This window comes from Sphingobium sp. LMC3-1-1.1 (assembly GCF_040676285.1).
GTDB lineage: Bacteria > Pseudomonadota > Alphaproteobacteria > Sphingomonadales > Sphingomonadaceae > Sphingobium.
On sequence record NZ_JBEGHQ010000002.1, the window covers coordinates 36,044 to 61,233 of the forward strand.

The window sequence follows — 25,190 nt, forward strand, 5'->3', positions numbered from 1 at the left end:
TCTGGTCGGCACAGCCCTAGCCATAGGGGACGGGCATGTCGATAGAGTGGGGCTTTAGCAGGCCGGGATCAAGCAGCCCATTCGGCCAAATTGGCCCCCTGCCCGATCAGCGCCGGCGGGGGGAGGGGACGATGGGCTGTGCGACGCGGCTCAGGCAAAGGCCTCCGCCTTGCGCAGGAGCTGATAGGCCTCGATCACCCCCTGCAGCGATGCCTCATGGCTGCGGTCGCCACCATTATGGTCGGGATGAAAGCGCCGCAGCAATTCGGTATAGCGCTGCCGCAGCGCCCTGCGGTCGGCATCGATGGGCAGCCCCATCACCTCCAGCGCCTTGCGGTCGTCCCGCGACAGGAACTTGCCGTCCTGCCGCATCTGGCTGTCGGCCCGGGCCTTCGCCACCCGCTCCCTGAACTTGGCGCCGATGGCGTCCAGCGGATCCTGGAAGTCCGACCATCGGGGCGGCGGGCTGGCAGCGTTGGAGGAAAAGGCCCGGGTTTCCCTTTCCCATCCCGCATAGGGGCGCTGGGCGGCGGCGATCTCCTCCGGGCTCATGCCGGTGAAGAAATTATAGCCCTGGTTGAATTCCCGCACATGGTCGAGGCACAGCCAGCGCCAGCGCGGGCCTTCCTCGTGCGACCGGCCTCCCTCCACGGGGGGCGCGCGAAATTCCCCCGGTTCATCGCAGCCGGGCGCCGCACAGGGGCGGTCGCTTTCCACGCGGCCATGGAAACGGTTGAAACGTCGGGTCGAGAAGGAATCGCCAGCCAAGATTGTCCTGATGCAACGGGGAGCAAAGGGCCTATATAGGGGCGATGACCGAGATTCTGAAAGACCCCTCCACGCCGCAAGGACCAGTGGCCACCGAAATCGAAGCCCGGCTGCAGGCCGCCCTCAATCCCGAACGGCTCGCCGTGATCGACGACAGCGAGAAGCATCGCGGGCACGCCGGGCATGATGGATCGGGGGAAAGCCACTTCACCGTGGAGATCGTTTCCGACCGCTTCACTGGCCAGAACCGCGTGGCCCGCCAGCGGCTGGTCAATGCCGCGCTGGCCGATCTGCTGCGCGAAAAGGTTCATGCCCTGGCGATCAAGGCGCGCGCGCCGGGCGAATGACACCATGGCGCCTCTCGCGCGTTGTGCGGCCGTTCCCAAAGCGATTTCCGGCCGGATGAACCTCTGACCGCCGGCATTTCGTGAGAGCAAGGGGCTGGAGGCGCGACGTATGGCCTATGATTTCTGGTACTGGTCCACCATAGCGGGCCGCGGCGAGTTCGTGCGGCTGACGCTGGAGGCGTGCGGCATTGCCTATCGCGACTGCGCCCGCATCGATGGGGACGGCGCGATGATGGCCGATATGGAACGCCATGACGCCGGTCCGGCCTTCGCCCCGCCCTATCTGGTCGCGGATGGCCGCACCGTGGCGCAAACCGCCAACATCCTCTTTTACCTGGCCGAGCGGCATGAATGCGGCCCCGAAGGTCTCAGGCCCCGCTATTGGCTGGCGCAGGTGCAGCTTACCGTCATGGACATGGTGGCGGAGGCGCATGACGTGCACCATCCGCTCGGCCCCGGCCTCTATTATGAGGAACAGAAGGCCGAAGCGCTTCGCGCCGCCCATGGCTTTCGCGCCAGCCGCATCCCCAAATTCCTCACCTATTTCGAACATGCGCTGAGCGCCGAGCCCGGTGACTGGCTGGCTGCCCGGCGCTGGAGCTATGCCGATCTGTCGCTGTTCCATCTGGTCGCCGGGCTGCGCCATGCCTTTCCGTTGCGCATGGCGACGCTGATGCCGTCCTTTCCGCGCCTTGCCGATCTGCATGACCGGGTTGCGGCGCTGCCCGAATTGCAGGACTATCTGGCGAGCGAACGGCGCCTGCCGTTCACTAATGAAGATATCTTCCGCCATTATCCCGAACTGGACGCAGCATGATCCCGACCGATCCGATCATACAGACGATCACGCCCACCACCCATAATCTGGGCGATTTCCGCGTCCATCGCTCCCTGCCGGTCAAGGATCGCACCATGGTCGGCCCCTTCATCTTCTTCGACCAGGCCGGACCGGCCCGGATAGAGGCGGGACAGGGCGTGGATGTTCGCCCGCACCCGCACATCAACCTGGCCACCGTCACCTACATGTATGAGGGCAGCTTCCTCCATCGCGATTCCCTGGGCACGGAGCAGCTGATCGAGCCGGGCGCGGTCAACCTGATGACGGCGGGCAAGGGCATCGTCCACAGCGAGCGGTCGCCGGACGAGGATCGCGCGAAGCTGTCGAAACTGTCCGCCATCCAGACCTGGCTGGCGCTTCCCGACCGTTATGAGGAAATGGACCCGGCCTTCGAACATGTCGGCGAGGGCGGCTTGCCCGTCATCGATGGCGCCGGGGCGCGGGCGCGCGTGATCATGGGCAGCCTGTGGGGCGCCACCTCGCCCGTGACCACCTATGCCAGCACCATCTATGCCGATATCCAGCTCTCTCCTGGCGGTTCGGTCCCGATCGACGCCGCTGCGGAGGAGCGGGCCATCTATGTTTCGGGCGGCGATGCGGCGCTGGACGGAGTCATGCTCCAGCCGCAGATGCTCTACGTCCTGCGGCCTGGCATCCGCGCGACATTGATGAGCGTCGACGGCGGCCGGGTGGTGCTGTGCGGCGGCGAGGCGTTCCGGACGCCGCGCCATGTCTGGTGGAATTTCGTGGCATCCTCGACCGATCGCCTGATGCAGGCGCGGGAGGATTGGGAAGCCATGCGCTTCCCGCTGATCCCCGGCGACGATCAGGAATTCATCCCGATTCCGCAGGGAAGGCCGAAGACGGTGAGCTATCCCTGAACGGCGACTTGGCCCGATAATGCGCGGCTTGCTTCTACCATGGCAGGAGCAAGCCGTGCCTGGATAGCGGCTTTTCTGCCCGTTACTGGACGAAAGTCAGCGACAGATTTTCGGCATTTTTCGGAATGTCGATCCGGCTTTCGTTGATCGACGCTTCTTCGCCCGGTTTCAGCCGGGTCCGGTCCGCCTTGGTGGTCCAACTGAACACCAGCCGGTTCTGCCGGTCGCGCAATTGCACCAGCACTGGCGGCACCGGCAGAACCTGCTTGCCGCTGTTCACGATCCGGGCGCCAAAGGCGAAATATTCCTCTCCGGTGGGCAGCTTGCGCCGCTCGGCGGGCTTGGAGAGATAGAAGAGCAGGTCCGGATCGCCTTCCTCCGGCACCAGGCCCAGATTGACCGCCCAGCCAGGCGTGCCGAAATACCACAGCGCGCCGCCCGCCGCGCCGACGGCCAGGCAGAAGGCGATCGCCGCATAGGTCCAGATCTTCAGCCGGTTGCGCCGCGGCTTCGTGGCGGCGGGCACAGGTTCGGCCCAGTCGTCATGCGCTTCCGCCTGGGCGCGGCCATAGACATCGTCAAACCGGTAATCCGGCCTGGTTTCCTCTGGCGCGGCGGCGAGCGGCTCGGGCTCCTCGGCCGCTGCGACGGCCTCGACCGCTGGAGCTGAGGGTTCCTCGACAGGTGGAGGTGGCGGAGGAGGTGCTGGCGGGGGCGGCGGAGGAGGTGGTGGTGCGGGACGAGGAGGCGGCGCAGCTTCCGCTATGCCTGCCGTCGCCATCGCTTCTTCCCGTGGAGCGAGCGCGGCGCCTTCCTGGAACCAGCTATGCTTGCAGGCGGCGCAGCGAACCTGGCGGCCGTTCGGGCCGACGGCGCTGTCCGGCACGATATAGCGCGTGGCGCAATTGGGACACACCAGGATCATGTTGCTTCATAGGCACGAGTTGGATTCGAGGGCAAGCGGCTTCAAACATGCCGTCTCCATCGTGCGCGACTCGCGGGAACAGGCTGGCTCGCCTTCCGGATGGGCTTTACGGCCGCCCGTCCACTGTGCCATGGCTATATGCTCGGGGAAGCAGGGAGCGCGCGGGCGCCGAAATTGACGCATGTCGGCCATTGTCCAGTTCGAAAATGTCGGCCTGCGCTATGGTCTGGATAGCGAGACGCTGTCCGACGTCAGCTTCTCCCTGGCCGGCGGCGGTTTCTACTTCCTGACCGGCGCGTCGGGCGCGGGCAAGACATCGCTGCTGAAGCTCCTCTACCTCGCCCAGCGGCCCAGCCGTGGCGTCATCCGTCTGTTCGGCGAGGATGTGGTGACGCTGCCCCGCAAGCGCCTGCCGGGGTTCCGCCGCCGCATTGGCGTGGTGTTCCAGGATTTCCGGCTGGTCCCGCATCTGTCCGTATACGACAATATCGCCCTGCCGCTACGCGTTGCCGGCATGGAAGAGAGCGAGATCGACCTGCCCGTCAGCGAAATGCTGAACTGGGTGGGCCTGGGCGATCGCGGCCAGGCGCGCCCCGCCACCCTCTCAGGTGGCGAGCAGCAGCGCGTCGCCATCGCCCGCGCGGTGATCGGCCGCCCGGAGATATTGGTGGCGGATGAGCCGACCGGCAACGTCGACGCCGACATGGCCCGCCGCCTCATGACCCTGTTCGAAGCGCTCAACCGGCTCGGCACCACCATCGTCGTCGCCACGCACGACCTGCCGCTCATCGCTCAGGTGGGAAGCGCGCAGATGATGAAGCTGGACAAGGGCCGCCTGTCCGACCCGACCGGATCGCTGCGCTACCCGCCCCGGCCGCAGGTGGCCGGCTGATGGCGTCCACCGGCACTCTGGGCAATCGTCGGGCCGCCGCCGCCGCGCGCCATCGGCTGCTGCCGGAGGGGCGGGTGGCTGGCCCCATGCCCTGGATCATCGCCATCATGATGTTCCTGACGGTGCTGTCGGCGGCCGCCGGTCTTGGCCTGGGCGCGGCGGTGAAGGCGATGGGCGCCGACCTCGCCGGCCGCGCGACGGTGCAGATCGTGGAAGCCAATGCCGAACAGCGCGAACGCCTCAGTGCGGGCATTGCCGCCGCACTGCGCAAGGACGCGACCGTCCGCACCGTCCGTCCGGTCCCGCCCGCCGCGCTGGCAGAGCAGATTCGCCCCTGGCTGGGGCAGGATGCGGCAAGCGGCGACCTGCCGATACCGGCGCTGATCGACATCGAACTCACGCCGGGCCAGGCGGACGCGAAGGTGGAGCGCCTTCGCCGCCAGCTCCACAACCTGTCGCCCAAGGCCCGCATCGAACCCCATGCCGCTTTCCTCGCGCCGCTCGCGGGCCTGCTTTCCGCGCTGGGCTGGCTGGCGGCGGGCATCGTCGTGCTGATGACGCTGGCGACCGGCGCTGTGGTCGTCCTTGCCGCGCGCGCCGCGCATGACAGCCATCGCGGCACCATCGACGTCCTGCACCTCATGGGCGCGACCGATGTGCAGATCGCCCGGCTGTTTCAGCGCCGTATCGGACTGGACGCGCTGTTCGGCGGCGCGCTCGGCTTTACATGCGCATTGCTGGTGATCCTGCTGCTCGGCGCGCGGCTGCTGGCTACCGGATCGGAACTGTTGAGCGCCGTCCAGCTACCCTGGACCAGCTGGGCCGTACTGGCCGCTATACCCATGGGTTGCGTGCTGCTGGCGCGGATCGCGGCGCGCTGGACAGTGCTGCGGTCGTTGGGGCGGCTGCTGTGATCGTCCGCTTCATCGCCGTCACCCTGCTGGGGTGGATGCTGGGCTTTGCCTGGTTCGCGATCTTCCTGCCGCAGCCGCTGGACGGTCGCCAGACCGATGCGATCGTCGTGCTCACCGGCGGGGCCGGGCGCATCAATCGCGGCCTTTCGCTGCTTCAGGACGGCGCGGCCAAGCGGATGCTGATCTCCGGCGTCGATCGCTCGGTCCGCCCGGTGGAACTGGCTGCGCAATATAAGGTGCCTGAACGCCTCTTTTCCTGTTGCATCACGCTTGGCCGCGAAGCCATCGACACGCGTTCCAATGCCATAGAGACCGCGCACTGGCTGGAGCGGCGGGATTTCAAGACGGTGCGCCTCATCACCACCGACTGGCACATGCGACGTTCCGCGCTTGAACTGCGGCAGGCGTTGCCGGAACGGGTCACGCTCGTCTACGACGCCGTGCCCAGCCGCCCCAGCCTCACCATGCTGGCGCGGGAATATAATAAATATCTGCTTCGCCGGGCGGCGGCGCTCATCGGTATCTGAATGGCTTACCCGGAATGCTGACCGCGCTGCGCTCCCTTGCCTTCATGCTGATCTTCTATCCGGGATCGCTGCTGTTCGTCCTTGCGGCGATGGCGTCCAACCTGGTCGCTCCGCGCTCGATTCCTCGGGTCGCGACTGCGTGGAGCCGCTTTCATCGCCGTTGCGCATACTGGCTGCTCGGGCAGAAGGTGCGGGTCGAAGGAAGGCTGGAGAACGGTCCCTATCTCTATATCGTCAAGCATGAATCGATGTTCGAGACGATCGACCTGCTTTGCCTGCTGGATCGTCCCGCCATCGCTGCGAAGCGCGAACTGTTCGACATTCCGCTCTGGGGCGGCATCGCCCGGCGCTACGGCCTGATCCCCATCGAACGCACCGCCGGGGCCAGCGCGCTGCGCGCCCTGCGCGCCGCGGCCAGGGCTGCCACGGGGGAGGGCCGGGCCGTCTGCCTCTTTCCGGAGGGCACCCGTGTGCCTCATGGCGAAAGCCCACCGCTGCGCGCTGGTTTTGCCGGGCTCTATGCGCTGCTCGGCCTGCCGGTGGTACCCGTCGCGGTGGACAGCGGCCGCGTCTCGCCGCGCGGCAAGTTCATGAAGCGCGCAGGGACCATAACCTACAGGGTGGGCGAGATCGTTCCCCCCGGCCTCGACCGGCGCGAGGCGGAAGCCCTGGTACATGCGGCGATCAATGCGTTGAACAGGCCGTCATAACCTGCCGTGCCCCTGCGAAGGCAGGAGCCAAGTTCACAGGTTGCGCGGAACACGCTGCTGCATTTAGAGCGATTTCCAAGCGATCGGAACCGATCGCTGGTTAAGAAATCGCGGAAAACAAGGAATCCAGAGCGGCGATCTGATTTAATCAGATCGAAACCCGCTCTAATGACGCCGCCCGAAATCGGGTTTGGGATCGTCCTGCCCCTGCTCGATGATCGACCGCCGGATCGCGCGCGTGCGGGTGAACAGGTTGAACAGCGCATCCCCGTCATTCCAGCGGATCGCCCGCTGCAAGGCCGACAAATCCTCCGAAAAACGCTGGAGCATTTCCAGCACCGCATCCTTGTTCGCCAGGAACACGTCGCGCCACATGGTCGGATCCGATGCGGCGATACGCGTGAAGTCGCGAAAACCGCCAGCGGAATATTTGATGACCTCCGACTGGGTCACGTCCTCCAGATCGCTGGCCGTGCCGACGATGGTATAGGCGATGAGGTGCGGCAAATGGCTGGTCACCGCCAGCACCAGATCATGATGCGCCGGGTCCATCGTCTCCACGTCGGCACCGACGCGCCGCCACAGTTCGGACACCCGCTCCACCGCCACTGGATCGGCGTCGGCAGGTGGCGTCACGATGCACCAGCGGCCCTGGAACAGCGAGGCAAAGCCCGCCTCTGGCCCGCTATTCTCGGTCCCCGCCACGGGATGCGCGGGGACCACCCTGCGCCCGGGCAGCGCCGCATTCAACTGCGCCAGCACGTCGGCCTTGCAGGAACCGACATCGCTGATGATCGCATCGGCAGGCAGGTCTTCGGCAATTTCCGCCGCCGCCGCGCCCATGGCCCGGACCGGCACGCACAGCACGACCAGATCGGCGTCCGTCACCGAAGCGCCGGCGGTATCGGTGACGTCGTCGGCCAGATCGATGGCCCGCGCAATCTCCCGCACGCCTGCATCGGCATCATAGCCGGTCACGCGCACGGTCGGCATGGTTTCGCGGATCGCCCGCGCCAGCGACGAGCCGATCAGCCCCAGCCCGATGATCGTGACCCGCGCGAAGGGCAGCATCAGGCGGTTTCCGCCATGGCGCGCAGCCTGTCCGCAACCCTGCGCATCTGATCCTCGGAGCCGATGGTGATGCGCAGGCCGTTGGGCAGCCCCTGTCCAGGCAGCCAGCGGGTGGCGAAGCCTTCGTCCCAAAGCCCCTTCATCGCCGCCTCGGCCGTCAGCCGTCCATCGAACAGGATCAGCAGGAAATTCGCCTTGCTGGGCACGGCGCGCAGCCCATGGTTGGACAGCGAGGCCACTTCCGCCGCCAGCCATTCGCGCCATTTCCGGTTGTGCACCCGGCTCGCCTCGATCCAGGCCGTGTCCTGGATCGCCGCCACCGCCGCGGCCTGCCCCGCCGTCGTCACGTTGAACGGCGCCCGGATGCGATGCAGCACGTCGATCACCTCGGCGCTGGCATAGCCCCAGCCGATGCGTTCGGCCGCCAGGCCATGAATTTTCGAGAAGGTGCGCGTCACGAACACATTGGATGCGGTCCTGGCCAGTTCCAGCCCGCCATCATCCTCCTCGGCATCCAGATATTCGGCATAGGCCTGATCCAGCACGAACAATATGTCGGGCCGCAGGCTGGCGTGCAGTCGCGCAATCTCCTCCCGCGACGTCATGGTCCCGGTGGGATTGTTGGGATTGGCGAGGAAGACGACCTTGGTCTTTTCCGTCACCGCCGCGAGCAGCGCGTCCACGTCGGTCGCATAGTCGGCATCCGCTGCGATGACGGGCGTCGCCCCGACGCGCCGCGCGGCGATGTCGTACACCGAAAAACCATAGCGGACGTACAGGATCTCATCCCCCGGCCCGGCATAGGCGCTGGCCGCGATGTGCAGCAGCTCGTCCGATCCGGTGCCGTAAATCACGCGCACGGGGTCCAGTCCATGCGCCGCCGCGATCGCCTCGCGCAGCCCGGTTGCGGCCGGATCGGGATAGGTCGCCAGATCCGCCGTCGCCGCGACCATCGCGGCTCGCGCCGCTTCCCCGGTGCCCAAGGGATTCTCATTGGCCGACAGCTTCGCCAGCGGGCGTCCGTCATCGGCGGCCGACTTGCCGGGGACATAGGGCGAAATGCCAAGGATCCAGTCTTTGGGGGCGGGCTTTGTCATGCGCCGCGCTTTAGCGTCATCGAGGCGAAACGCAAAGCGCTTGGATGTCCCTTCCGCGCCGCTTTATACGACCGGGGTCAGCAGGGGCTCGCCGGCCGCCCAGGCGTCCAGATTGGCCAGCACCAGGTCGGCCATCGCCTTGCGCGTCTCGACCGTCGCGCTGCCCTGATGCGGTTGCAGCACCACATGATCCATGGCGAACAGGGCCTCCGGCACATGCGGCTCGTCCGCGAACACGTCGAGACCCGCTCCCGCGATCCGCCTTTCCGCCAGCGCCGCCACCAGCGCACCCTCATCGATCACGCTGCCCCGGCTGATATTGACGATCACGCCCTCCGGTCCCAGCGCGTTCAGCATAGCCGCGCCCACCAGCCCTTGCGCTTCCGGCCCGCCCGATGTCGCGACGATGATCACGTCGCTCTGCCGCGCAAGGTCGAGCGGATCGGCCACATAGCGATAGCGGCTGTCCGCTGCCGCCCGCCGATTGTGATACAGGATTTCCCCGGCCACCGGCTCCAGCCGCCGGGCGATGGCCCGCCCGATCCGCCCCAGCCCGAGAATTCCGATCCTCCGCCCCGTCAACCGCCCGGCAAGCGGAGGCCTGTTGCCCCGCGCCCAATCTCCGGCCCGCACCATCCGGTCATTGGCCGCGATGTTGCGCACCGTCGCGTAGAGCAGGCCCACCGCCAGGTCGGCCACGTCATCGGTCAGCACGTCCGGCGTATTGGTGACGCGGATGCCCCCGGCCCGCGCATGATCGATATCGACCTTGTCATAGCCCACCGAAAACAGCCCGATCATCTCCAGCTTCGGCAGCGCGTCCATGATCGCGGCGGAGGCGCCGACCGATCCGAAGGATACCAGCGCCCGCGCCTCCCGCACCTGCGGGGGCAACGTGGCGGGATCGGCATTCGCGGGAAGGGCGTGGACCGCGAAACGCCGCGCCAGCGCATCGTCCAGATAGGGATAGAGCGGGCCATAGGTGACGATGGGGATGGCGGGACGGTCGGTCATTCCGGTCATCTAGGCGAAGGAAGGGCCGATTGACAGAGCCCGGCCCCGGTCCTAGCCCGAACGGATATGGCCAGCGCGTCCCTTCCCGATGACAACCGTTTCGGCCTGCGGCGGCAGGCGCGCCTGCCCGGCCCGCTGCGGCTGGACAGCGGCGCGGCGCTGGGCCCGGTGGACATCGCCTATGAAACCTATGGGCGGATGAATGCGGACCGGTCCAACGTCATCCTCATCTGCCACGCGCTGACCGGCGACCAATATGTCGCGTCGGAACATCCCGTCACGGGCAAGCCCGGCTGGTGGTGGCGGCTGGTGGGGGAGGGGAAGCCCGTCGATCCCGCCCGTCATTTCATCGTCTGCGCCAATGTGATCGGCAGTTGCATGGGGTCCAGCGGGCCGGCCAGCGTGGATCCCGTCACCGGCGATCCCTATGCGATGCGCTTTCCGGTGATCACCATAGCGGACATGGTCCGCGCCCAGGCGATGTTGCTCGATCATCTGGGCGTCGACCGGCTCCATGCCGTCATTGGCGGCTCGATGGGGGGCATGCAGGCGCTGAGTTGGCCCACCCTCTGTCCGGACCGCGTGGAAAGCTGCATCGTCATCGCCTCCACGGCGCGGCACAGCGCCCAGAACATCGCCTTTCACGAAGTCGGCCGGCAGGCGATCATGGCCGACCCCCACTGGCGCGGCGGCGATTATTATGCGGGCGGTTTGATCCCCAGCGCAGGGCTGGCGGTGGCGCGCATGGCGGCGCACATCACCTATCTTTCCGAAGCTGGCCTTACCGAGAAATTCGGACGGCGTTTGCAGGGGCGCCCGGAAAACCCGAACGGGGCCAAGACCTTCGGCTTCGATGCCGATTTCCAGGTGGAATCCTATCTCCGGCATCAGGGATTGAGCTTCGTCGAGCGGTTCGACGCCAACAGCTATCTCTACATCACCCGGGCCATGGACTATTATGACATAGCGGAGGATCATGGCGGCAGCCTCGCCAGGGCCTTTGCCCCATCCAGGGCGCGTTTCTGCCTGGTCAGCTTCGATACGGACTGGCTCTATCCCACGGCGGAATCCCGCCTGATCGTCCACGCCCTCAACGCCGGCGGCGCGCAGGCCAGCTTCGTCGAACTCTCCAGTCCCTTCGGCCATGACGCCTTCCTGCTGGAATGCCCGGAACTGAACCGTGTGGTGGACGGCTTCCTGAAGGGCGGCCGGGCATGAGCCTGCGCCCCGACCTTGCCCTGATCGCCCGCACTGTCACCCCTGGCGCCAGGGTACTGGACGTGGGCTGTGGCGACGGCGCGTTGATGGCGGCGCTGCGCGACACCAAGCAGGTCGATGCCCGGGGCCTGGAAATCGATCCGCACAATGTCGCCGCAGCCGTCGGCCGGGGCCTGTCGGTCGTTCAGGGGGATGCCGACACCGACCTTGCCTATTATCCCGAAGCGAGCTTCGACTATGCGATCCTCAGCCAGACGCTGCAGACCACCCGCCGCCCGGACCGGGTGGTGGAGGAACTGCTGCGCATCGGCAGGCAGGCCTTTGTTTCCTTCCCCAATTTCGCCCATTGGCGCGGCCGGCTGTCGCTGTTCTGGGGCGGCCGCATGCCGGTGACGCGCCTGCTGCCCGACACATGGTATGACACGCTCAACATCCACCATGTCACGGTCGATGATTTCCGCGCCCTGGTAAAGGATCGCGGCTGGTCGATAGACGGCCAATGGTTTCTGAAAGGGGATCGTGAGACCACCCATGCCAATGCCAATCTGTTGGCGGAGCATGCCGTGTTCCTGCTGAGGCGTTGAGGGCGCGGAAATCCTCGTGCAGCGACAGGGCTGCGGCCGCTGCCCACCCGCAATGGCTGACGATCCACCGCCACAAGCGCGGCGAAAAAACGCCAAGCCGGGGCGGCGTAAATCAAGGATATGCGGGAAAAATGGTGCTGCCGGTGAGGATTGAACTCACGACCTCAGCCTTACCAAGGATGCGCTCTACCACTGAGCTACGGCAGCACTATTTCGGTTCCATCCGGCTTATAGCGCCAGCGGAGCCGGGCCTATGGCTCCCTCCTTGCGCCATGTCAAGGCGGCTTGCGGCAGAAGATGCAATTTGATTATGGGCGGGCCATGACAAACGGTCAGGACCAACGGAAAGAGCGATTGGCGCAGGCGTTGCGGGACAATCTGCGTCGCCGCAAGGCCCAGTCCCGCGAATCGCGCGACACGCCAGCCCCCCCGCGCCCGGACGACGCGGGGGAGTAGATCGGCACTGCTACAGCGGTGCACAGGCCGCCTTCAGCCAATCGAGCGCCGCGCCGTCCAGTTGCGGCCCGACGACCTCCCATACCTGGGCGTGATAGCCGTCCAGCCAGGCACGCTCCTCGTCGGTCAGCAGTTCGGTTGCGATCGCGTTCCGGTCGATCGGCGCGAAGGTCAGCGTCTCGAACCCCAGCATCTCCCGCTCCGCGCCTGGCACGTCACGGGGTTCGACCAGCACCAGATTTTCGATGCGGATGCCATATTCGCCGGTCTTGTAATAACCCGGCTCGTTGGAAAGGATCATCCCCGCCTGAAGCGCCTCGTCACCGCCGCCGAATGTCGCGATCCGCTGCGGTCCTTCATGCACCGACAGGAAGCTGCCCACGCCATGGCCGGTGCCATGGGCATAATCCAGCCCTTCCGCCCAGAGGAACTGGCGCGCCAGCACGTCGAGCTGCCCGCCGCGCGTCCCCTTCGGGAACTGCGCGCGGGCCAGGGCGATATGCCCCTTCAGCACCAGCGTGAAGCGCCGCTTCATTTCCTGCGTCGGCGTGCCGATGGCGATGGTGCGGGTCACGTCGGTCGTGCCGTCGCGATATTGCCCGCCGGAATCGACCAGGTAGAAACTGCCGCTCTCGATCGGCCGGTTCGTCTTCTCCTCCACGCGGTAATGCACCACCGCGCCATTCGGCCCGGCGCCGGAAATGGTGTCGAAGGACAGGTCCTCCAGCAGCCCGGTCTCCTTGCGGAACGCCTCCAGCCGGGCCGCCGCGCCCAGTTCGTCGACACCGCCCCCCGGCGCCTCGGCCGCGATCCAGTGCAGGAAGCGCGACAAGGCCGCCCCGTCCCGCGCCTGCGCCGCCTTGTGGCCCGCGATCTCGATGGGGTTCTTGACCGCCTTGGGCAGCACCGCCGGATCGCGCAGTGCCAAAATATGCGCGCCGCCGGCCTCCAGCGCCTCGAATATGGCGGCGACCGCGCGTTCGGGATCGGCAGCGACCGTCTTGCCGGCAAAGCCCGCCAGCGCATCGGCGAAGGCCGAGCGATCATGCACGCGCACCGCATTGCCCAGATGCTTCGCCACCGCTTCGTCCATCTTCTCCGGCGCAACATACAGGTCCGCCGTCGCATCCGCATGGACGATGGCATAGGCGAGCGCGACCGGCGTCCGTTCCACATCCTTGCCGCGAATGTTGAACGTCCAGGCGAGGGAATCGAGCGCGGACAGAACCACGGCGTCGGCATGCCGGGTGACGAGCCAGTCGGCCATGGCCTGTCGTTTTTCCGCCGCCGACTGCCCGGCATGGCGGTCCTCGTGCACCACCAGCCTGGCGTCGCTGGGGGCAGGGCGATCGGGCCAGACGGCGTCTACGGGGTTGGTGTCCACCGCCACCAGCTCCGCGCCGCGCTCCGCCAGCGCCTCGCCCGCCGCCTTCACCCAGGCGCGGGTGTGCAGCCACGGATCGTAACCGATCCGCCCGCCGACCGGGGCATGATCGCCCAGCCACGCCGCGACGGAGGTTTGCGGCACGCTCTCATATTGCCAATGCGCGCCATCCACCTGCTCGCGCACCTGCAAGGTGTAGCGGCCGTCCACGAAGATCGCGGCTTCCTCCGGCAACACCACGGCGCTTCCGGCAGAACCCTGAAAGCCCGTCAGCCACGCCAGCCGCTGCGCATAGGCGCCGACATATTCGCTCATATGCTCGTCAGTCAGCGGCACGACAAAGCCGTCCAGCGCCACGCGCACCAGTTGGGCGCGCAACGCTTTCAGGCGATCTTCATAAGTGGACATCAAATTTCCCTTGGACTTGTCGGCCCTCTTGCGCAGGGCCTATGGCCGCCAACATAAGCAGACCAGCACAGTTTCGCCAGATCAGGACATTGAATGACCGCTCCCTCCGTAGTTCCTTCCGCCGACCGCCGCCCGCACAGCTTCACCCGTCACGGCATCACGGTGGAGGATCCCTATGCCTGGCTGCGCGACCCCGGCTATCCGGAGGTGACGGACAGGGATGTGCTGTCCTATCTGGAGGAGGAGAATGCGTTTTTCGAAGCGGCCATGCAGCCGCGCAAGGCGCTGACCGATCGCCTGTTCGAGGAGATGAAGGGCCGCATCAAGGAGGATGACAGCTCCGTCCCACAGAAAGACGGCGACTATATCTACTGGCGCGCGTTCGAGGTCGGCGCGCAATATCGCAAATGGTATCGCAAGCCGGTGGCTGCCGGGGATGACAGCGCGCAGGATCAGCTCATCCTGGACGAACCTGCGCTGGCGGAGGGGCATGATTATTTCCGCCTGGGCGCCCTGTCGGTCAGCCCGGACGGCCGCTATCTCGCCTATGCCATCGACAATGATGGCTCCGAACGGTTCGAGGCGCGGATCAAGGATCTCTTCACCGGCGAAATCCTGCCGGAGGTGATCCCCGATACCCTGTCCTCGCTGGTGTGGACCGGCGACAGCAAGGGCTTGCTCTACGGCATCGCCAATGAACAATGGCGCACCGACAATACCCGCCTCCACTGGCTGGGCCAGCCGGTGGAAAGCGATGTAGAGCTGTTCCATGAGGATGATGAGGGGTTCCGCGTCTCGGTCGGCCTCACCTCATCGGAAAAATGGATCGTGATCGCGACCGGCGACCATGTCACCAGCGAGGTCTGGCTGCTTCCCGCGGACAATCCCACGGCACCCCCGCTGCTCGTCGCGCCGCGCCAGCCCGGCCGCGAATATGAAGTCGATGAGCATGAAGGGACGCTCTACATCCGCACCAACGACGTTCATCCCAATTTCCGGCTGGTGAAGGCGTCGCTCGAAACGCCCGGCCAATGGGAAGAGATCATCGGTGCCGACCCGCATTTCTACCTGACCGATTTCACGTTGTTCAAGGGCTTCTACGTCACCGAGGGGCGGCAGGACGGCCTCGACCAGATCGAGCTGCGCGACTATGCCACGCATTCGCCCCGGCGCATTCCCTTTCCGGAAGCCAGCTATTCGGCGAGCCTCGACGACAATCCCGAATATGACGTGACCAGGCTGCGCATCGGCTATGAATCGATGGTCACGCCCGACACGATCTATGATTATCACCTCGCCACCGGCGAGCTTGAAGTGCTGAAGGTGCAGGAAATTCCATCGGGCTATGACGCGACCCGCTACGCGACGGAACGGCTGATGGTCCCGGCCCGCGACGGCACGCCGATCCCGGTATCCATCGTCTATCCGAAAGACCTTCCGCGCGACGGCAGCGCGCCGCTCCACCTCTATGGCTATGGCGCCTATGGCATTGCGATGGAGCCGGGCTTCTCCACCAGCCGGCTTTCCCTGCTGGACCGGGGCTTTGCCTTCGCACTCGCCCATATCCGGGGCGGCGACGATCTTGGCCAGCAATGGTATCTCGATGGAAAGCTCGAAAAGCGGACCAACACGTTCACCGATTTCGTGGACGTGGCGAAGGGACTGATCGAGCGCGGCTATACCTCGACGGGCAGGATCAGCATCTCCGGTGGCTCTGCGGGCGGTGAACTGATGGGGGCGGTGATCAACAGCGATCCCGCGCTATGGGGCGCCGTGGTGGCGCATGTCCCCTTCGTCGACGTGCTCAACACCATGCTGGACGAGACATTGCCGCTGACGCCCGGAGAGTGGCCCGAATGGGGCAATCCGATCGAGGACAAGGCGGCGTTCGAGACCATTCTGTCCTATGATCCCTACAGCAATGTCAGCGCCCAGGCCTATCCGCCGCTGATGGTGACGGCCGGCCTCAACGACCCTCGCGTCACCTATTGGGAACCCGCCAAATGGGTGGCGAAGCTGCGCGCCACCAAAAGCGACGACAATATCCTTATCCTCAAGACCAATATGGGCGCGGGCCATGGCGGCAAGTCGGGCCGCTTCGAAAGCCTCCGCGAAACGGCGGAGGAATTCGCCTTCATTCTCTGGCAATTGGGCGTGGCGGACTGATGCCTTCCACCTACGCCACTCAATTCACCGCCGGCCCCGAACATATCGACATATTGGGCCATGTGAACAATGCCGTCTGGGTCCAGTGGATGGAGCAGGTCGCCACCGAACATTGGACGCGCGACGCCGCGCCCGAACATCTGGATGCCTATGTCTGGGTCGTCACCCGGCATGAGATCGATTATCGCGGCAATGTGCAGCAGGGTGAAACGGTCAGCGTCCGCACCTGGATTCCAGAAGGCCCGCGCGGCGCGCGCTTCGACCGGTACATGGAATTCACGGGCCCTGACGGCAAGGTGAAGGTGTCGGCCCGGTCGACCTGGGCGATCATCGACCGGCAGACGGGCCGCATCCTCCGGGTTCCTCCCGAAGTCGCGGCCCGCTTTACCGAGGACTAGTTTTCCGCGATTTCCCAACCAGCGACCGGTTCCGATCGCTTGGACATCGCTCTATGCTTTTGATGCCCTAGGCGATCCGCCGCGCCTCTTCCCGCGTCTTCCACAGCGACCAGCCGACGCCCGCGCCGATCAGCGCAAAGGTCACGCCCAGGCTGACGACGGGCGGAAACTTGTCGCCCCCCAGCAGGAAGTCCGCCACGAAGATCTTGGCGCCAATGAAGACGAGGATCGCGGCCAGCGCATATTTCAGATAGTGGAAGCGATGCACCATCGCCGCCAGGGCAAAATACAGCGCCCGCAGGCCCAATATCGCCATCACGTTGGATGTGTAGACGATGAAGGTGTCGGTCGTGATCGCGAAGATCGCCGGCACGCTGTCGACGGCGAACACCAGGTCGGCAAAGTTGATCACCACCAGCGCCAGCAGCAGCGGCGTCGCCGCCGTCACCATGCGGCCCGTCTTCGGATCGGCCATGCGCGCCAGGAAATGCTCGCCATGCAGGTCCGGCGTCACCCGCATATGCTTCGAAATGAAGCGGATCAGCGGGTTCCTGCCCACGTCCATCGGTTCATCGCCGCCGAACATCATCTTGATGCCGGTGAAGATCAGGAAGGCGGCGAACAGGTACAATATCCAATAGGCCTGATGCAGCAGCATCGCCCCGCCCGCGATCATCAGGCCGCGCAGTACGATCACGCCGATGATGCCCCACAGCAGCGCGCGATACTGGTACCGGGCCGGAATGGCGAAATAGGTGAAGATCAGGCTGATGACGAAGACATTGTCGATCGACAGCGCCTTTTCGATGAAGAAGCCGGTGAAATATTGCATCCCCGGCTCAGCCCCGCGCACGAACCAGACCCAGAGGCCGAACGCGCAGGCGATACTGATGTAGAAAAGGGAGAGCTTCAGGCTTTCCCTGATGCCGATTTCCTTGTTCTCCCGGTGCAGGAAACCCAGGTCGAAGGCGGTCAGCGCGACGACGATGGCGAAAAAGGCCAGCCAGAACCAGGCCGGTGTTCCCAGCCAGTCCGCGAAGAGAAATTCCATGGCATATGCTCCTCTCGTTCAACGACAAGGTTGATCGGAGCGTCCGCTGCGAATGGGGGGTGGTCTGAACCAGACCGTCAGTCGCACCGGAAACTCCGATGCGGTCCGACATCACGCGCTGGAATCAGCACGCCAGAGGGGCCCGGTCCGCGATGGGGAAAATAAGGGCCGACAGCAGCAAAATCAACCGGGGCGCCAGGGCGGAAATAGAGTCTCACAGCCGGAACGATATATTGAGGTAAACGTCTCTGACGGCGGAAACGGAAGCCGCTGGCGGTGATTATCGTTGGCGCGGTAGCCGAGGAGACACCAACGCGGGGCGGACAACTGGTCCGGAAAGAATTTATAAACCTCGCCAGCCCAAAGTGATTGGAAGGAGGCGGTGCATGTTTGCGTTTCGAATCGACGAGAAAAACAAACTTGTGCACGTCGAGATTGCCGGCATCATGTCAGTCTCGGAGGTCGAAAGATTTAACGAGGAGCTTCTGGCTAACGCCTCCGCAGCTCGTCGGTGGTTTGGGTCATTCAGGTTTCTCGTCGATGCCAGATTATCTCCGGTACAGCCCGCCGAGACGATCAGTAGCTTTAAACTGCCGCATGAAGTGCTCAAAGGCGGGGGTGATCGCTATGCGGTCGTCTTGGGCTCCAACCTGTCCAAGTTGCAAGCCAATCGGCTGTCCGACGACGACCGAGTGCGGGCATTCCTGTCGATGGATGACGCCGAGGCCTGGTTGTTAGGTTACGCCCCATCAGCAGGTTCCGAGGATGAGTCAGCGCCGTTGAAGCAGGCTTAGATCCGCCAAGCGGCCCACGGGCGTGCCCAACTTCACCTTACGCCCGACCCCCAGGGACCTCCACCACCTCGAAAATATCCTCGATCCCCGGCTCCACCGGCATATCGTCCCGCTCGGTCGCCTGGCGCGCCCACATAGCCGCGTAAAGGCCGTCTGCCCGGACCAGATCGCCATGCCGCCCGCGCTCGACCACGCGGCCCTTTTCCATGACGATGATCTCATCGGCATCGACCACGGTGGACAGGCGGTGCGCGACGATCAGCGTCGTGCGCTTGCGCGAAATGCTGCGCAGCACGTCCTGGATTTCCGTCTCGGTCCGGCTGTCGAGCGCACTGGTCGCCTCGTCCAGCACCAGCACAGGCGGGTCTTTCAGCAGCGTGCGGGCGATCGCGACCCTCTGCTTTTCACCGCCGGAGAGCTTCAGTCCCCGCTCGCCGACCCGCGTGGCATAACCCAGTGGCAGGCCCATGATGAAATCATGGATCGACGCCGCCCTCGCCGCCGCCTCGATCTCCTCCTGCGTCGCGCCCTCGCGCCCATAGCCGATATTATAGCCGACCGTGTCGTTGAACAGCACCATGTCCTGCGGCACGATGCCGATCGACGCGCGCAGCGACTGCTGCGTCACCGCCGCTATGTCCTGCCCGTCGATGCTGATCCGGCCGCCCTGAATGTCGTAGAAACGGAACAGCAGCCGCGCGATGGTCGATTTGCCCGCGCCGGACGGGCCAACAATGGCCAGCGTCCTGCCAGCCGGCACGGTGAAGCTCACGCCGTGCAATATCTCCCGTTCGGGATCATAGCCGAAATGCACATGGTCGAAGCGCACCTCGCCTGCCTCCACATGCAGCATCGGCGCGCCGGGCGCATCGCTGATCTCGGCCTGCGTGTCGATCAGCTTGTACATCGCCTCCATGTCGATCAGCCCCTGGCGGATCGTCCGGTAGACCATCCCCAGCAGGTCGAGCGGCCGGAAAAGCTGGCTCAGCAGCGTATTCACCAGCACCACGTCGCCGGTCGAGAACTGCCCATGGCTCCATCCCCAGACGGTATAGCCCATGGCCCCCGCCATCATCAGGTTGGTGATCAGCGACTGGCCGATATTGAGCCAGGCCAGGCTGTTCTCCGACTTTACCGCCGCTTCGGCGTAACGCCGCATCGCCTTGCCGTATCGGGTGGCTTCGCGCTCCTCGGCGCCGAAATATTTGACCGTCTCGAAATTGAGCAGGCTGTCCACGGCATGGGCCACCGCATTGGTGTCCATATCCACCATGTCGCGGCGAAGCTGGTTGCGCCATTCGGTGATCGTCCGGGTGAACCAGATATAGAGCGCCACCATCACCAGCGTCGCCGCGACCAGGCCGGCGCCGAATTTCACGAAGAAGATGACGCAGACCGCCGCCAGTTCCAGCACCGTCGGCGCGATGTTGAAGAGGAGGAAATACAGCATCGTGTCGATGCTTTTCGTGCCGCGTTCCACGATCTTGGTAACCGCGCCGGTCCGCCGGTCGAGATGGAAGCGCAGCGACAGGCGGTGCAGGTGGACGAACACATCGTCGGCCAGCCGCCGTCCTGCTTCCTGCCCGACCCGCTCGAAAATGGCGTTGCGCAGATTATCGAACAGCACGCTGCCGAAGCGCGCGCCCGCATAGGCGACGACCAGCGCGATGGCGAGGCCCGCGCCGGATTCCATGCCCGGCGCCATGCGGTCGACCGCGCCCTTGTAGGCGAAGGGCATGGCCAGGCTGACGACCTTCGCCACCAGCACCAGCAGCATGGCGATGGCGACGCGCCGCCGCAGCGCGGGGGCGTCGGCGGGCCAGAGATAGGGAAAGAAACGCCGCATCGTCGCCCATATGGGCGGGAGCGGGGAGTTATCGGGCGTCGAGGGCGGCATGACACTCATTTAGGAAGTCATGCCGCTTTGATCTAGAGACGTCGAAGGTGCGTCGCCATTTCGTTCACGCTTCGCAGGCCCGCATGGGCGGAATGGCGGCGTGCCTTCAATCGCGCAGCAGTTCGTTGATCCCGGTCTTCGACCGCGTCTGCGCGTCGACGCGCTTCACGATCACGGCGCAATAGAGGCTCGGCCCCGGCGTCCCGTCGGGCAGCGGCTTGCCGGGCAGGCTGCCGGGCACGACCACCGAATAGGGCGGCACTTCGCCGATGAACACTTCGCCCGTGGCGCGATCGATGATCTTGGTGGACATGCCGATGAACACGCCCATCGACAGCACCGATCCCTTGCCGATGCGCACGCCTTCCACGACTTCGGACCGCGCGCCGATGAAGCAGTCGTCCTCGATGATCACCGGATCGGCCTGCAACGGCTCCAGCACGCCGCCAATGCCCACGCCGCCGGAAAGGTGCACATTCTTGCCGATCTGCGCGCAGCTTCCCACCGTCACCCAGGTGTCGACCATCGTGCCTTCATCGACGAAGGCGCCGATATTGACGAAGCTTGGCATCAGGATGACGTTCCTGGCAATGTGCGAACCAGCGCGGGCAAAGCTGCCCGGCACGGCCCGGAAACCGGCGGCGCGGAAGGCCGCCTCGTCCCAGCCGGCAAATTTGCTCGGCACCTTGTCCCACCAATGGCCGGCGCCGGGCCCGTTGTCGATCATGACATTGTCGTTCAGGCGGAAGGAGAGCAGCACCGCCTTCTTCGCCCACTGGTTGACCTGCCATCCTTCCGCGGTCGGCTCCGCCACGCGCAGTGCGCCCTTGTCCAGCAGGGCCAGCGCCTTGTCGACCGCCTGGCGGACCTCGCCCTGCGTCTGGAGGTTGATGTTGGCCCGGTCCTCCCAGGCGGCGTCGATGATGGCGATCAGTTCGTTGCTCATGGCTTTTCCCCAAAAATATCCGCCAGGAACGGCGTCAGATGGTCGGTTTCGAAATCGATGAAGTCGGGATGATGGCCATGATCGCCGGCTTCGGAGCCGTTATTGACCCAGATGGTGGTCATGCCGATCGCCTTGGCCGGGCGCAGATTGCGCGCCATATCCTCGAAAAAGGCGGCGCGGGTCGGATCGACATTGTGAACACGGCACAATTCCGCATAGCCCGACGGATCGGGCTTGGGCACATATTGGCAGGCGTGGATGTCGTGGATCAGCTCGAACGCGCCGGAAAGGCCCAGCCGGTCCAGCACCCGCGTCGCATAGGCCCCATCGCCGTTGGTGAAGATCAGCCGCCGCCCCGGCAGCGCCGCGATATGGGCGTTCAGCGCCTCGTCCACCTCCAGCCGGTCCATGGAAATGTCGTGGACATAGTCCAGGAACGCCTGCGGCTCTATGCCATGATGGTGCATCAGGCCGGAGAGCGTCGTGCCATGTTCCAGGAAATAGCGCTTCTGCGTTTCCCTCGCCACGACCGGATCGCAGCCGAGCAGGCCCTGGATGAATTCGCCCATCTTGACGTCGATCAGGGCAAACAGGTCCGCCTTCGCCGGGTAGAGCGTATTGTCCAGATCGAAGATCCAGGTGTCGACATGGGCGAGGTCGGGACGCATGGCCGGGCCCTAGTCCCGTGCGGGGAAGAGGGCAAGGCGGAAGAGGGAGTCCATGCTCCTGCCTTCGCATGAGCATCAGGCGCGTTACCCGCAGTCCTGCGCTTCGCTGTCCTGATAGAAGCTCTGCACGGCGTGCCACGCTTCCTCCGCCGTCTCGACCCAGGTCAGCAGGTTGAGGTCCGAAGGCGAGATCACGCCTTCGTCGGCCAGCGCCTCGAAATCCACCACCCGCGTCCAGAACTCGCGCCCGAACAGCAGCACCGGGATCGGCTTCATCTTGCCGGTCTGGATCAGCGTCAGCAGTTCGAACATCTCGTCGAACGTGCCGAAGCCGCCGGGAAATACCGCCAGCGCCCGTGCCCGAAGCAGGAAATGCATCTTGCGCAGGGCAAAATAATGGAACTGGAAGCTCAATTCCGGCGTGACGAAGCGGTTGGGCGCCTGCTCATGGGGCAGCACGATGTTCATGCCGATGGTGGTGGCGCCCACATCGTCGGCGCCGCGATTGGCCGCCTCCATGATCGAGGGGCCGCCGCCCGAACAGACGACGAAATGGCGGCATCCCGCTTCGTTCACCGGATATTGCGCCGCGATCCGCGCCAGCTTGCGCGCCTCGTCATAATAGCGCGCCTTTCGACCCAGATTTTCAGCGATGCGCTTCTGTTCGGGCGTGGTCGCGGCGTCGATGCGCGCCCGCACCTGCTCCGGTTCGGGGATGCGCGCCGATCCGTAGAAGACGAAGGTCGATTCGATCTTCGCCTCGTCCATCAGCAGTTGCGGCTTCAGCAATTCGAGCTGGAACCGCACCGGCCGCAGGTCCTCCCGCAGCAGGAATTCGGTGTCCTGGAAGGCCAGGCGATAGGCGGCGCTGCTGGTCTGCGGTGTTTCCACCCCCTTGCGGGCGTCGGCGGCTTCCTGACGGGCGGGGCGGAATTTGCGTTCTTCGATTTCTTTTCTGGTCATTTTCACCAAGGTAGGCGGCCAAGGTGACAAAGCCAAGGCGGTTAAGATTAAATGCCGTTAAGTTCGGCCCGCTTCATGGGCTCGCCAAGCGGCAGGAGCCGCCATGTTCCTGTTTCCGCTCAGCGGCAAAAGCCGCCGCGTTCCCGTTTCCGCTCAGCGACAAAAGCCGCCGCGTTCCCGTTTCCGCTTAGCGGCAAAAGCCGCCGCGTTCCCGTTTCCGCTTAGCGGCAAAAGCCGCCGCGGCCGCCCATGTCGAAATGAAAATGATCGTGATGGGCGGCGTTGTAATCGGGGCTCAGCACGGTGCTGAACCGCTTGCAGGCGCTGGCGTGGATGATCTCCAGAAACTGCCTGACGCGCTTGTCGCCGTTCCAGTCCTTCTCGATGGTGATGTGTCGCCCGTCGCTCAGCACGAAGCCCGACACGTCGACCGCATTGCTGTGCGCATGTTCGCTCAGCTTCCCGCTTCCCGCGATCGGCCGGCAATTATAGGTGCCGAAGGTTTCGATCTTCTCGACCTCCGCCCCCAGGATCAACCGCGCGGCAGGCTGCACGCCGAAACGGGCCCAGGCCGCGAAATTGGCCGCGAGGTTGCAGGTCATCGCGCCCAGATTGGTCGCGGGCACGCCGATATCGAGCAGCTTGACGCTGCCATAAGCATTACACCCGCCCCCGAAATTCTGGTCGGGAAGGGGCGTGAACAGGACGGATTGCGATTGCAGCTTCGCCATGCATTGCCGGACCTCCATGGTTGGCGGAGCGGCCGGCCGGGTGGCCCTTGGCGGCTTTGCCGGGCGTTCCACCCGGCCGCGCGGGACCAGGTCGCCGCCGCAGCCTGCCAGCGTCAGCATGGCGGCCGCGACAGCCGCCAGTCCCAGGCCGCGAAAAATCGCTTTCCCCCTAACCCGCTCAATCATGACACAATCCTTTACCACGTCCCGCTGGCTGAGGGGTTAACGGCTGGCTCGGCTCATCGCGTCCAGACATTCAACTTGACTCTTTGGCCGGACACTTTAGGGCGGCCAGCGGGCCACGCGGTCCCAACGCCGCGCGTGCTCTCTGTAAGGAGAAGCATTACATGACTGATCTGACTGCCGTTGACGCCACCCTTGCGCCTGCTGAAAAGCCCGCCAACCGTCCGGCCCGCCCCTATTTCTCTTCCGGTCCCTGCGCCAAGCCTCCAGGCTGGAGCGCCGACAAGCTGAGCGCTGACTCCCTCGGCCGCTCGCATCGCGCCAAGATTGGCAAGACCCGCCTCGCTTATTGCATCGATCTGATGCGCGAACTGCTCAACCTGCCCGAAACCCATCGCATCGGCATCGTGCCGGGCTCCGACACGGGCGCCTTCGAAATGGCGATGTGGACCATGCTGGGCGCCCGCCCGGTGACGACGCTCGCCTGGGAAAGCTTCGGCGAAGGCTGGGTGACGGACGCCGCCAAGCAGTTGAAGCTCGACCCCACGATCATCCGCGCCGACTATGGCCAGTTGCCCGACCTGAACGGTGTGAACTTCGCCCATGACGTGCTGTTCACCTGGAACGGCACCACCTCGGGCGTGCGCGTGCCGAACGCCGACTGGATTCCGGCCGACCGCGAAGGCCTGACCTTCGCCGACGCGACCAGCGCCGTGTTCGCCTATGAGATCGACTGGACCAAGATCGACGTCGCCACCTTCTCCTGGCAGAAGGTGCTGGGCGGCGAGGGCGGCCATGGCGTGCTGATCCTCGGCCCCCGCGCCGTGGAGCGTCTGGAAACCCACACGCCGTCCTGGCCGCTGCCCAAGGTCTTCCGCCTGATGGCGAAGGGGAAGCTCGCCGAAGGCATCTTCAAGGGCGAGACGATCAACACCCCGTCCATGCTGGCGGTCGAGGATGCGATCTTCGCGCTGGAATGGGGCAAGTCCCTGGGCGGCCTTTCCGGTCTGATCGCGCGCAGCAACGCCAATGCGGCGGCGCTGAACAGGATCGTCGAGGAACGCGACTGGCTTGGTCATCTCGCCGCCGATCCGGCGACCCGTTCGACCACCAGCGTCTGCCTGACCGTCGAGGGTGCGGACGAAGCCTTCATCAAGAGCATGGCCGGCCTGCTCGAGAAGGAAGGTGCCGCCTATGACGTCGCGGGCTATCGCGACGCCCCGGCGGGCCTGCGCATCTGGTGCGGCGCTACGGTCGAGACCGCCGATATCGAGGCGCTGGGGCCGTGGCTCGACTGGGCCTATGCGACGGCCAAGGCTGCTTAACAAACCTCTCCCAAATCCCCGTCATCCGGCGAAG

26 protein-coding genes and 1 tRNA gene are annotated in these 25,190 nt (G+C 65.2%); 14 read left to right on the plus strand and 13 right to left on the minus strand.

Features of this window, described 5'->3' with window-relative positions:
• Positions 1–150: 150 nt before the first annotated feature.
• Complete coding sequence (locus tag MRBLMC3_RS06135; protein WP_363826732.1) at positions 151–768, minus strand: J domain-containing protein; 618 nt, start codon at positions 766–768, stop codon at positions 151–153.
• A 44-nt stretch (positions 769–812) separates the two neighbouring features.
• Here MRBLMC3_RS06135 and MRBLMC3_RS06140 point away from each other — a divergent pair, with 44 nt between their 5' ends.
• The 3 genes from MRBLMC3_RS06140 (at position 813) to MRBLMC3_RS06150 (ending at position 2,834) form a co-directional block, all read left to right on the plus strand.
• Complete coding sequence (locus tag MRBLMC3_RS06140; RefSeq protein WP_133653075.1) at positions 813–1,115, plus strand: BolA family protein; 303 nt, start codon at positions 813–815, stop codon at positions 1,113–1,115.
• Between the two features lie 109 nt (positions 1,116–1,224).
• Positions 1,225–1,932, plus strand: coding sequence for a glutathione S-transferase (locus MRBLMC3_RS06145; protein WP_363735751.1), 708 nt, complete (start codon positions 1,225–1,227; stop codon positions 1,930–1,932).
• Positions 1,929–2,834 (plus strand): pirin family protein, encoded by a 906-nt coding sequence (locus MRBLMC3_RS06150; protein ID WP_363735725.1) that lies wholly within the window; start codon positions 1,929–1,931, stop codon positions 2,832–2,834. The genes MRBLMC3_RS06145 and MRBLMC3_RS06150 overlap by 4 nt, the downstream gene beginning before the upstream one ends.
• A gap of 82 nt (positions 2,835–2,916) precedes the next feature.
• On the opposite strand, the gene MRBLMC3_RS06155 is transcribed toward MRBLMC3_RS06150, so the two are convergent.
• Entirely contained in the window at positions 2,917–3,759 is an 843-nt protein-coding gene (locus MRBLMC3_RS06155) for an MJ0042-type zinc finger domain-containing protein (RefSeq protein ID WP_363826735.1), read from the minus strand.
• 181 nt (positions 3,760–3,940) lie between these two features.
• Here MRBLMC3_RS06155 and ftsE point away from each other — a divergent pair, with 181 nt between their 5' ends.
• The 4 genes from ftsE to MRBLMC3_RS06175 are packed head-to-tail and all read left to right on the plus strand — an operon-like array spanning position 3,941 to position 6,802.
• Positions 3,941–4,651: a cell division ATP-binding protein FtsE gene (gene ftsE / locus MRBLMC3_RS06160; protein WP_363735727.1), complete on the plus strand. Its 711-nt coding sequence runs from the start codon at positions 3,941–3,943 to the stop codon at positions 4,649–4,651.
• Positions 4,651–5,565: a cell division protein FtsX gene (locus MRBLMC3_RS06165; protein ID WP_363826738.1), complete on the plus strand. Its 915-nt coding sequence runs from the start codon at positions 4,651–4,653 to the stop codon at positions 5,563–5,565. The genes ftsE and MRBLMC3_RS06165 overlap by 1 nt, the downstream gene beginning before the upstream one ends.
• The gene (locus tag MRBLMC3_RS06170) at positions 5,562–6,092 is read left to right on the plus strand and encodes a YdcF family protein (RefSeq protein WP_363735730.1); all 531 of its coding nucleotides are present in this window, start codon (positions 5,562–5,564) and stop codon (positions 6,090–6,092) included. The genes MRBLMC3_RS06165 and MRBLMC3_RS06170 overlap by 4 nt, the downstream gene beginning before the upstream one ends.
• Before the next feature lie 14 nt (positions 6,093–6,106).
• Complete coding sequence (locus MRBLMC3_RS06175) at positions 6,107–6,802, plus strand: lysophospholipid acyltransferase family protein (protein ID WP_363826741.1); 696 nt, start codon at positions 6,107–6,109, stop codon at positions 6,800–6,802.
• Positions 6,803–6,967: 165 nt separating this feature from the next.
• On the opposite strand, the gene MRBLMC3_RS06180 is transcribed toward MRBLMC3_RS06175, so the two are convergent.
• From MRBLMC3_RS06180 to MRBLMC3_RS06190, 3 genes are all read right to left on the minus strand, one after another.
• Complete coding sequence (locus tag MRBLMC3_RS06180) at positions 6,968–7,873, minus strand: prephenate/arogenate dehydrogenase family protein (RefSeq protein WP_363735732.1); 906 nt, start codon at positions 7,871–7,873, stop codon at positions 6,968–6,970.
• On the minus strand, positions 7,873–8,970 hold the full coding sequence (gene hisC, locus MRBLMC3_RS06185) for a histidinol-phosphate transaminase (RefSeq protein WP_363826744.1): 1,098 nt from the start codon (positions 8,968–8,970) through the stop codon (positions 7,873–7,875). Before hisC ends, MRBLMC3_RS06180 begins: the two co-directional genes overlap by 1 nt.
• A 63-nt stretch (positions 8,971–9,033) precedes the next feature.
• Positions 9,034–9,993 carry a 2-hydroxyacid dehydrogenase gene (locus tag MRBLMC3_RS06190; RefSeq protein ID WP_363826747.1) on the minus strand — a complete coding sequence of 320 codons (960 nt, stop codon included), beginning with the start codon at positions 9,991–9,993 and terminating at the stop codon, positions 9,034–9,036.
• 57 nt (positions 9,994–10,050) lie between these two features.
• Between MRBLMC3_RS06190 and metX the strand changes: the two genes are divergently transcribed.
• Together metX and metW are read left to right on the plus strand one after the other, a co-directional pair.
• Positions 10,051–11,202 (plus strand): homoserine O-acetyltransferase MetX, encoded by a 1,152-nt coding sequence (gene metX, locus MRBLMC3_RS06195; RefSeq protein ID WP_363826750.1) that lies wholly within the window; start codon positions 10,051–10,053, stop codon positions 11,200–11,202.
• A complete protein-coding gene (gene metW / locus MRBLMC3_RS06200; protein ID WP_133653087.1) occupies positions 11,199–11,786 on the plus strand; it encodes a methionine biosynthesis protein MetW in 588 nt (195 codons plus the stop codon). Before metX ends, metW begins: the two co-directional genes overlap by 4 nt.
• 132 nt (positions 11,787–11,918) lie before the next feature.
• On the opposite strand, the gene MRBLMC3_RS06205 is transcribed toward metW, so the two are convergent.
• Positions 11,919–11,993 (minus strand) — tRNA-Thr (locus MRBLMC3_RS06205).
• A 114-nt stretch (positions 11,994–12,107) separates the two neighbouring features.
• Here MRBLMC3_RS06205 and MRBLMC3_RS06210 point away from each other — a divergent pair.
• The gene (locus MRBLMC3_RS06210) at positions 12,108–12,242 is read left to right on the plus strand and encodes a hypothetical protein (RefSeq protein WP_363827028.1); all 135 of its coding nucleotides are present in this window, start codon (positions 12,108–12,110) and stop codon (positions 12,240–12,242) included.
• Positions 12,243–12,252: 10 nt separating this feature from the next.
• On the opposite strand, the gene MRBLMC3_RS06215 is transcribed toward MRBLMC3_RS06210, so the two are convergent.
• Positions 12,253–14,034, minus strand: coding sequence for an aminopeptidase P family protein (locus MRBLMC3_RS06215; protein ID WP_363826753.1), 1,782 nt, complete (start codon positions 14,032–14,034; stop codon positions 12,253–12,255).
• Positions 14,035–14,127: 93 nt separating this feature from the next.
• Here MRBLMC3_RS06215 and MRBLMC3_RS06220 point away from each other — a divergent pair, with 93 nt between their 5' ends.
• Positions 14,128–16,200, plus strand: a complete 2,073-nt coding sequence (locus MRBLMC3_RS06220) for a S9 family peptidase (protein WP_363826756.1) — start codon at positions 14,128–14,130, stop codon at positions 16,198–16,200.
• Positions 16,200–16,598, plus strand: coding sequence for an acyl-CoA thioesterase (locus MRBLMC3_RS06225; RefSeq protein ID WP_363826759.1), 399 nt, complete (start codon positions 16,200–16,202; stop codon positions 16,596–16,598). The genes MRBLMC3_RS06220 and MRBLMC3_RS06225 overlap by 1 nt, the downstream gene beginning before the upstream one ends.
• Positions 16,599–16,665: 67 nt before the next feature.
• On the opposite strand, the gene MRBLMC3_RS06230 is transcribed toward MRBLMC3_RS06225, so the two are convergent.
• Complete coding sequence (locus tag MRBLMC3_RS06230; RefSeq protein WP_363735739.1) at positions 16,666–17,649, minus strand: TerC family protein; 984 nt, start codon at positions 17,647–17,649, stop codon at positions 16,666–16,668.
• A gap of 386 nt (positions 17,650–18,035) precedes the next feature.
• Between MRBLMC3_RS06230 and MRBLMC3_RS06235 the strand changes: the two genes are divergently transcribed.
• Positions 18,036–18,443, plus strand: a complete 408-nt coding sequence (locus tag MRBLMC3_RS06235; protein ID WP_363826762.1) for a hypothetical protein — start codon at positions 18,036–18,038, stop codon at positions 18,441–18,443.
• A 37-nt stretch (positions 18,444–18,480) separates the two neighbouring features.
• Here the strand turns inward: MRBLMC3_RS06235 and MRBLMC3_RS06240 are convergent, their stop codons facing one another.
• The 5 genes from MRBLMC3_RS06240 to MRBLMC3_RS06260 all read right to left on the minus strand — a co-directional run bounded on the left by MRBLMC3_RS06240 (position 18,481) and on the right by MRBLMC3_RS06260 (position 23,834).
• Entirely contained in the window at positions 18,481–20,340 is a 1,860-nt protein-coding gene (locus tag MRBLMC3_RS06240) for an ABCB family ABC transporter ATP-binding protein/permease (protein WP_363827015.1), read from the minus strand.
• A 106-nt stretch (positions 20,341–20,446) separates the two neighbouring features.
• Positions 20,447–21,286 carry a 2,3,4,5-tetrahydropyridine-2,6-dicarboxylate N-succinyltransferase gene (gene dapD, locus MRBLMC3_RS06245; protein ID WP_363826764.1) on the minus strand — a complete coding sequence of 280 codons (840 nt, stop codon included), beginning with the start codon at positions 21,284–21,286 and terminating at the stop codon, positions 20,447–20,449.
• The gene (locus tag MRBLMC3_RS06250) at positions 21,283–21,954 is read right to left on the minus strand and encodes a pyrimidine 5'-nucleotidase (protein WP_133653094.1); all 672 of its coding nucleotides are present in this window, start codon (positions 21,952–21,954) and stop codon (positions 21,283–21,285) included. The genes dapD and MRBLMC3_RS06250 overlap by 4 nt, the downstream gene beginning before the upstream one ends.
• A gap of 84 nt (positions 21,955–22,038) precedes the next feature.
• Positions 22,039–22,917 (minus strand): LOG family protein, encoded by an 879-nt coding sequence (locus tag MRBLMC3_RS06255; RefSeq protein WP_363826767.1) that lies wholly within the window; start codon positions 22,915–22,917, stop codon positions 22,039–22,041.
• Between the two features lie 221 nt (positions 22,918–23,138).
• The gene (locus tag MRBLMC3_RS06260; protein ID WP_363735743.1) at positions 23,139–23,834 is read right to left on the minus strand and encodes an extensin family protein; all 696 of its coding nucleotides are present in this window, start codon (positions 23,832–23,834) and stop codon (positions 23,139–23,141) included.
• A gap of 161 nt (positions 23,835–23,995) precedes the next feature.
• Between MRBLMC3_RS06260 and MRBLMC3_RS06265 the strand changes: the two genes are divergently transcribed.
• The gene (locus MRBLMC3_RS06265) at positions 23,996–25,156 is read left to right on the plus strand and encodes a phosphoserine transaminase (RefSeq protein WP_363735744.1); all 1,161 of its coding nucleotides are present in this window, start codon (positions 23,996–23,998) and stop codon (positions 25,154–25,156) included.
• The last annotated feature ends 34 nt before the right edge of the window (positions 25,157–25,190 follow it).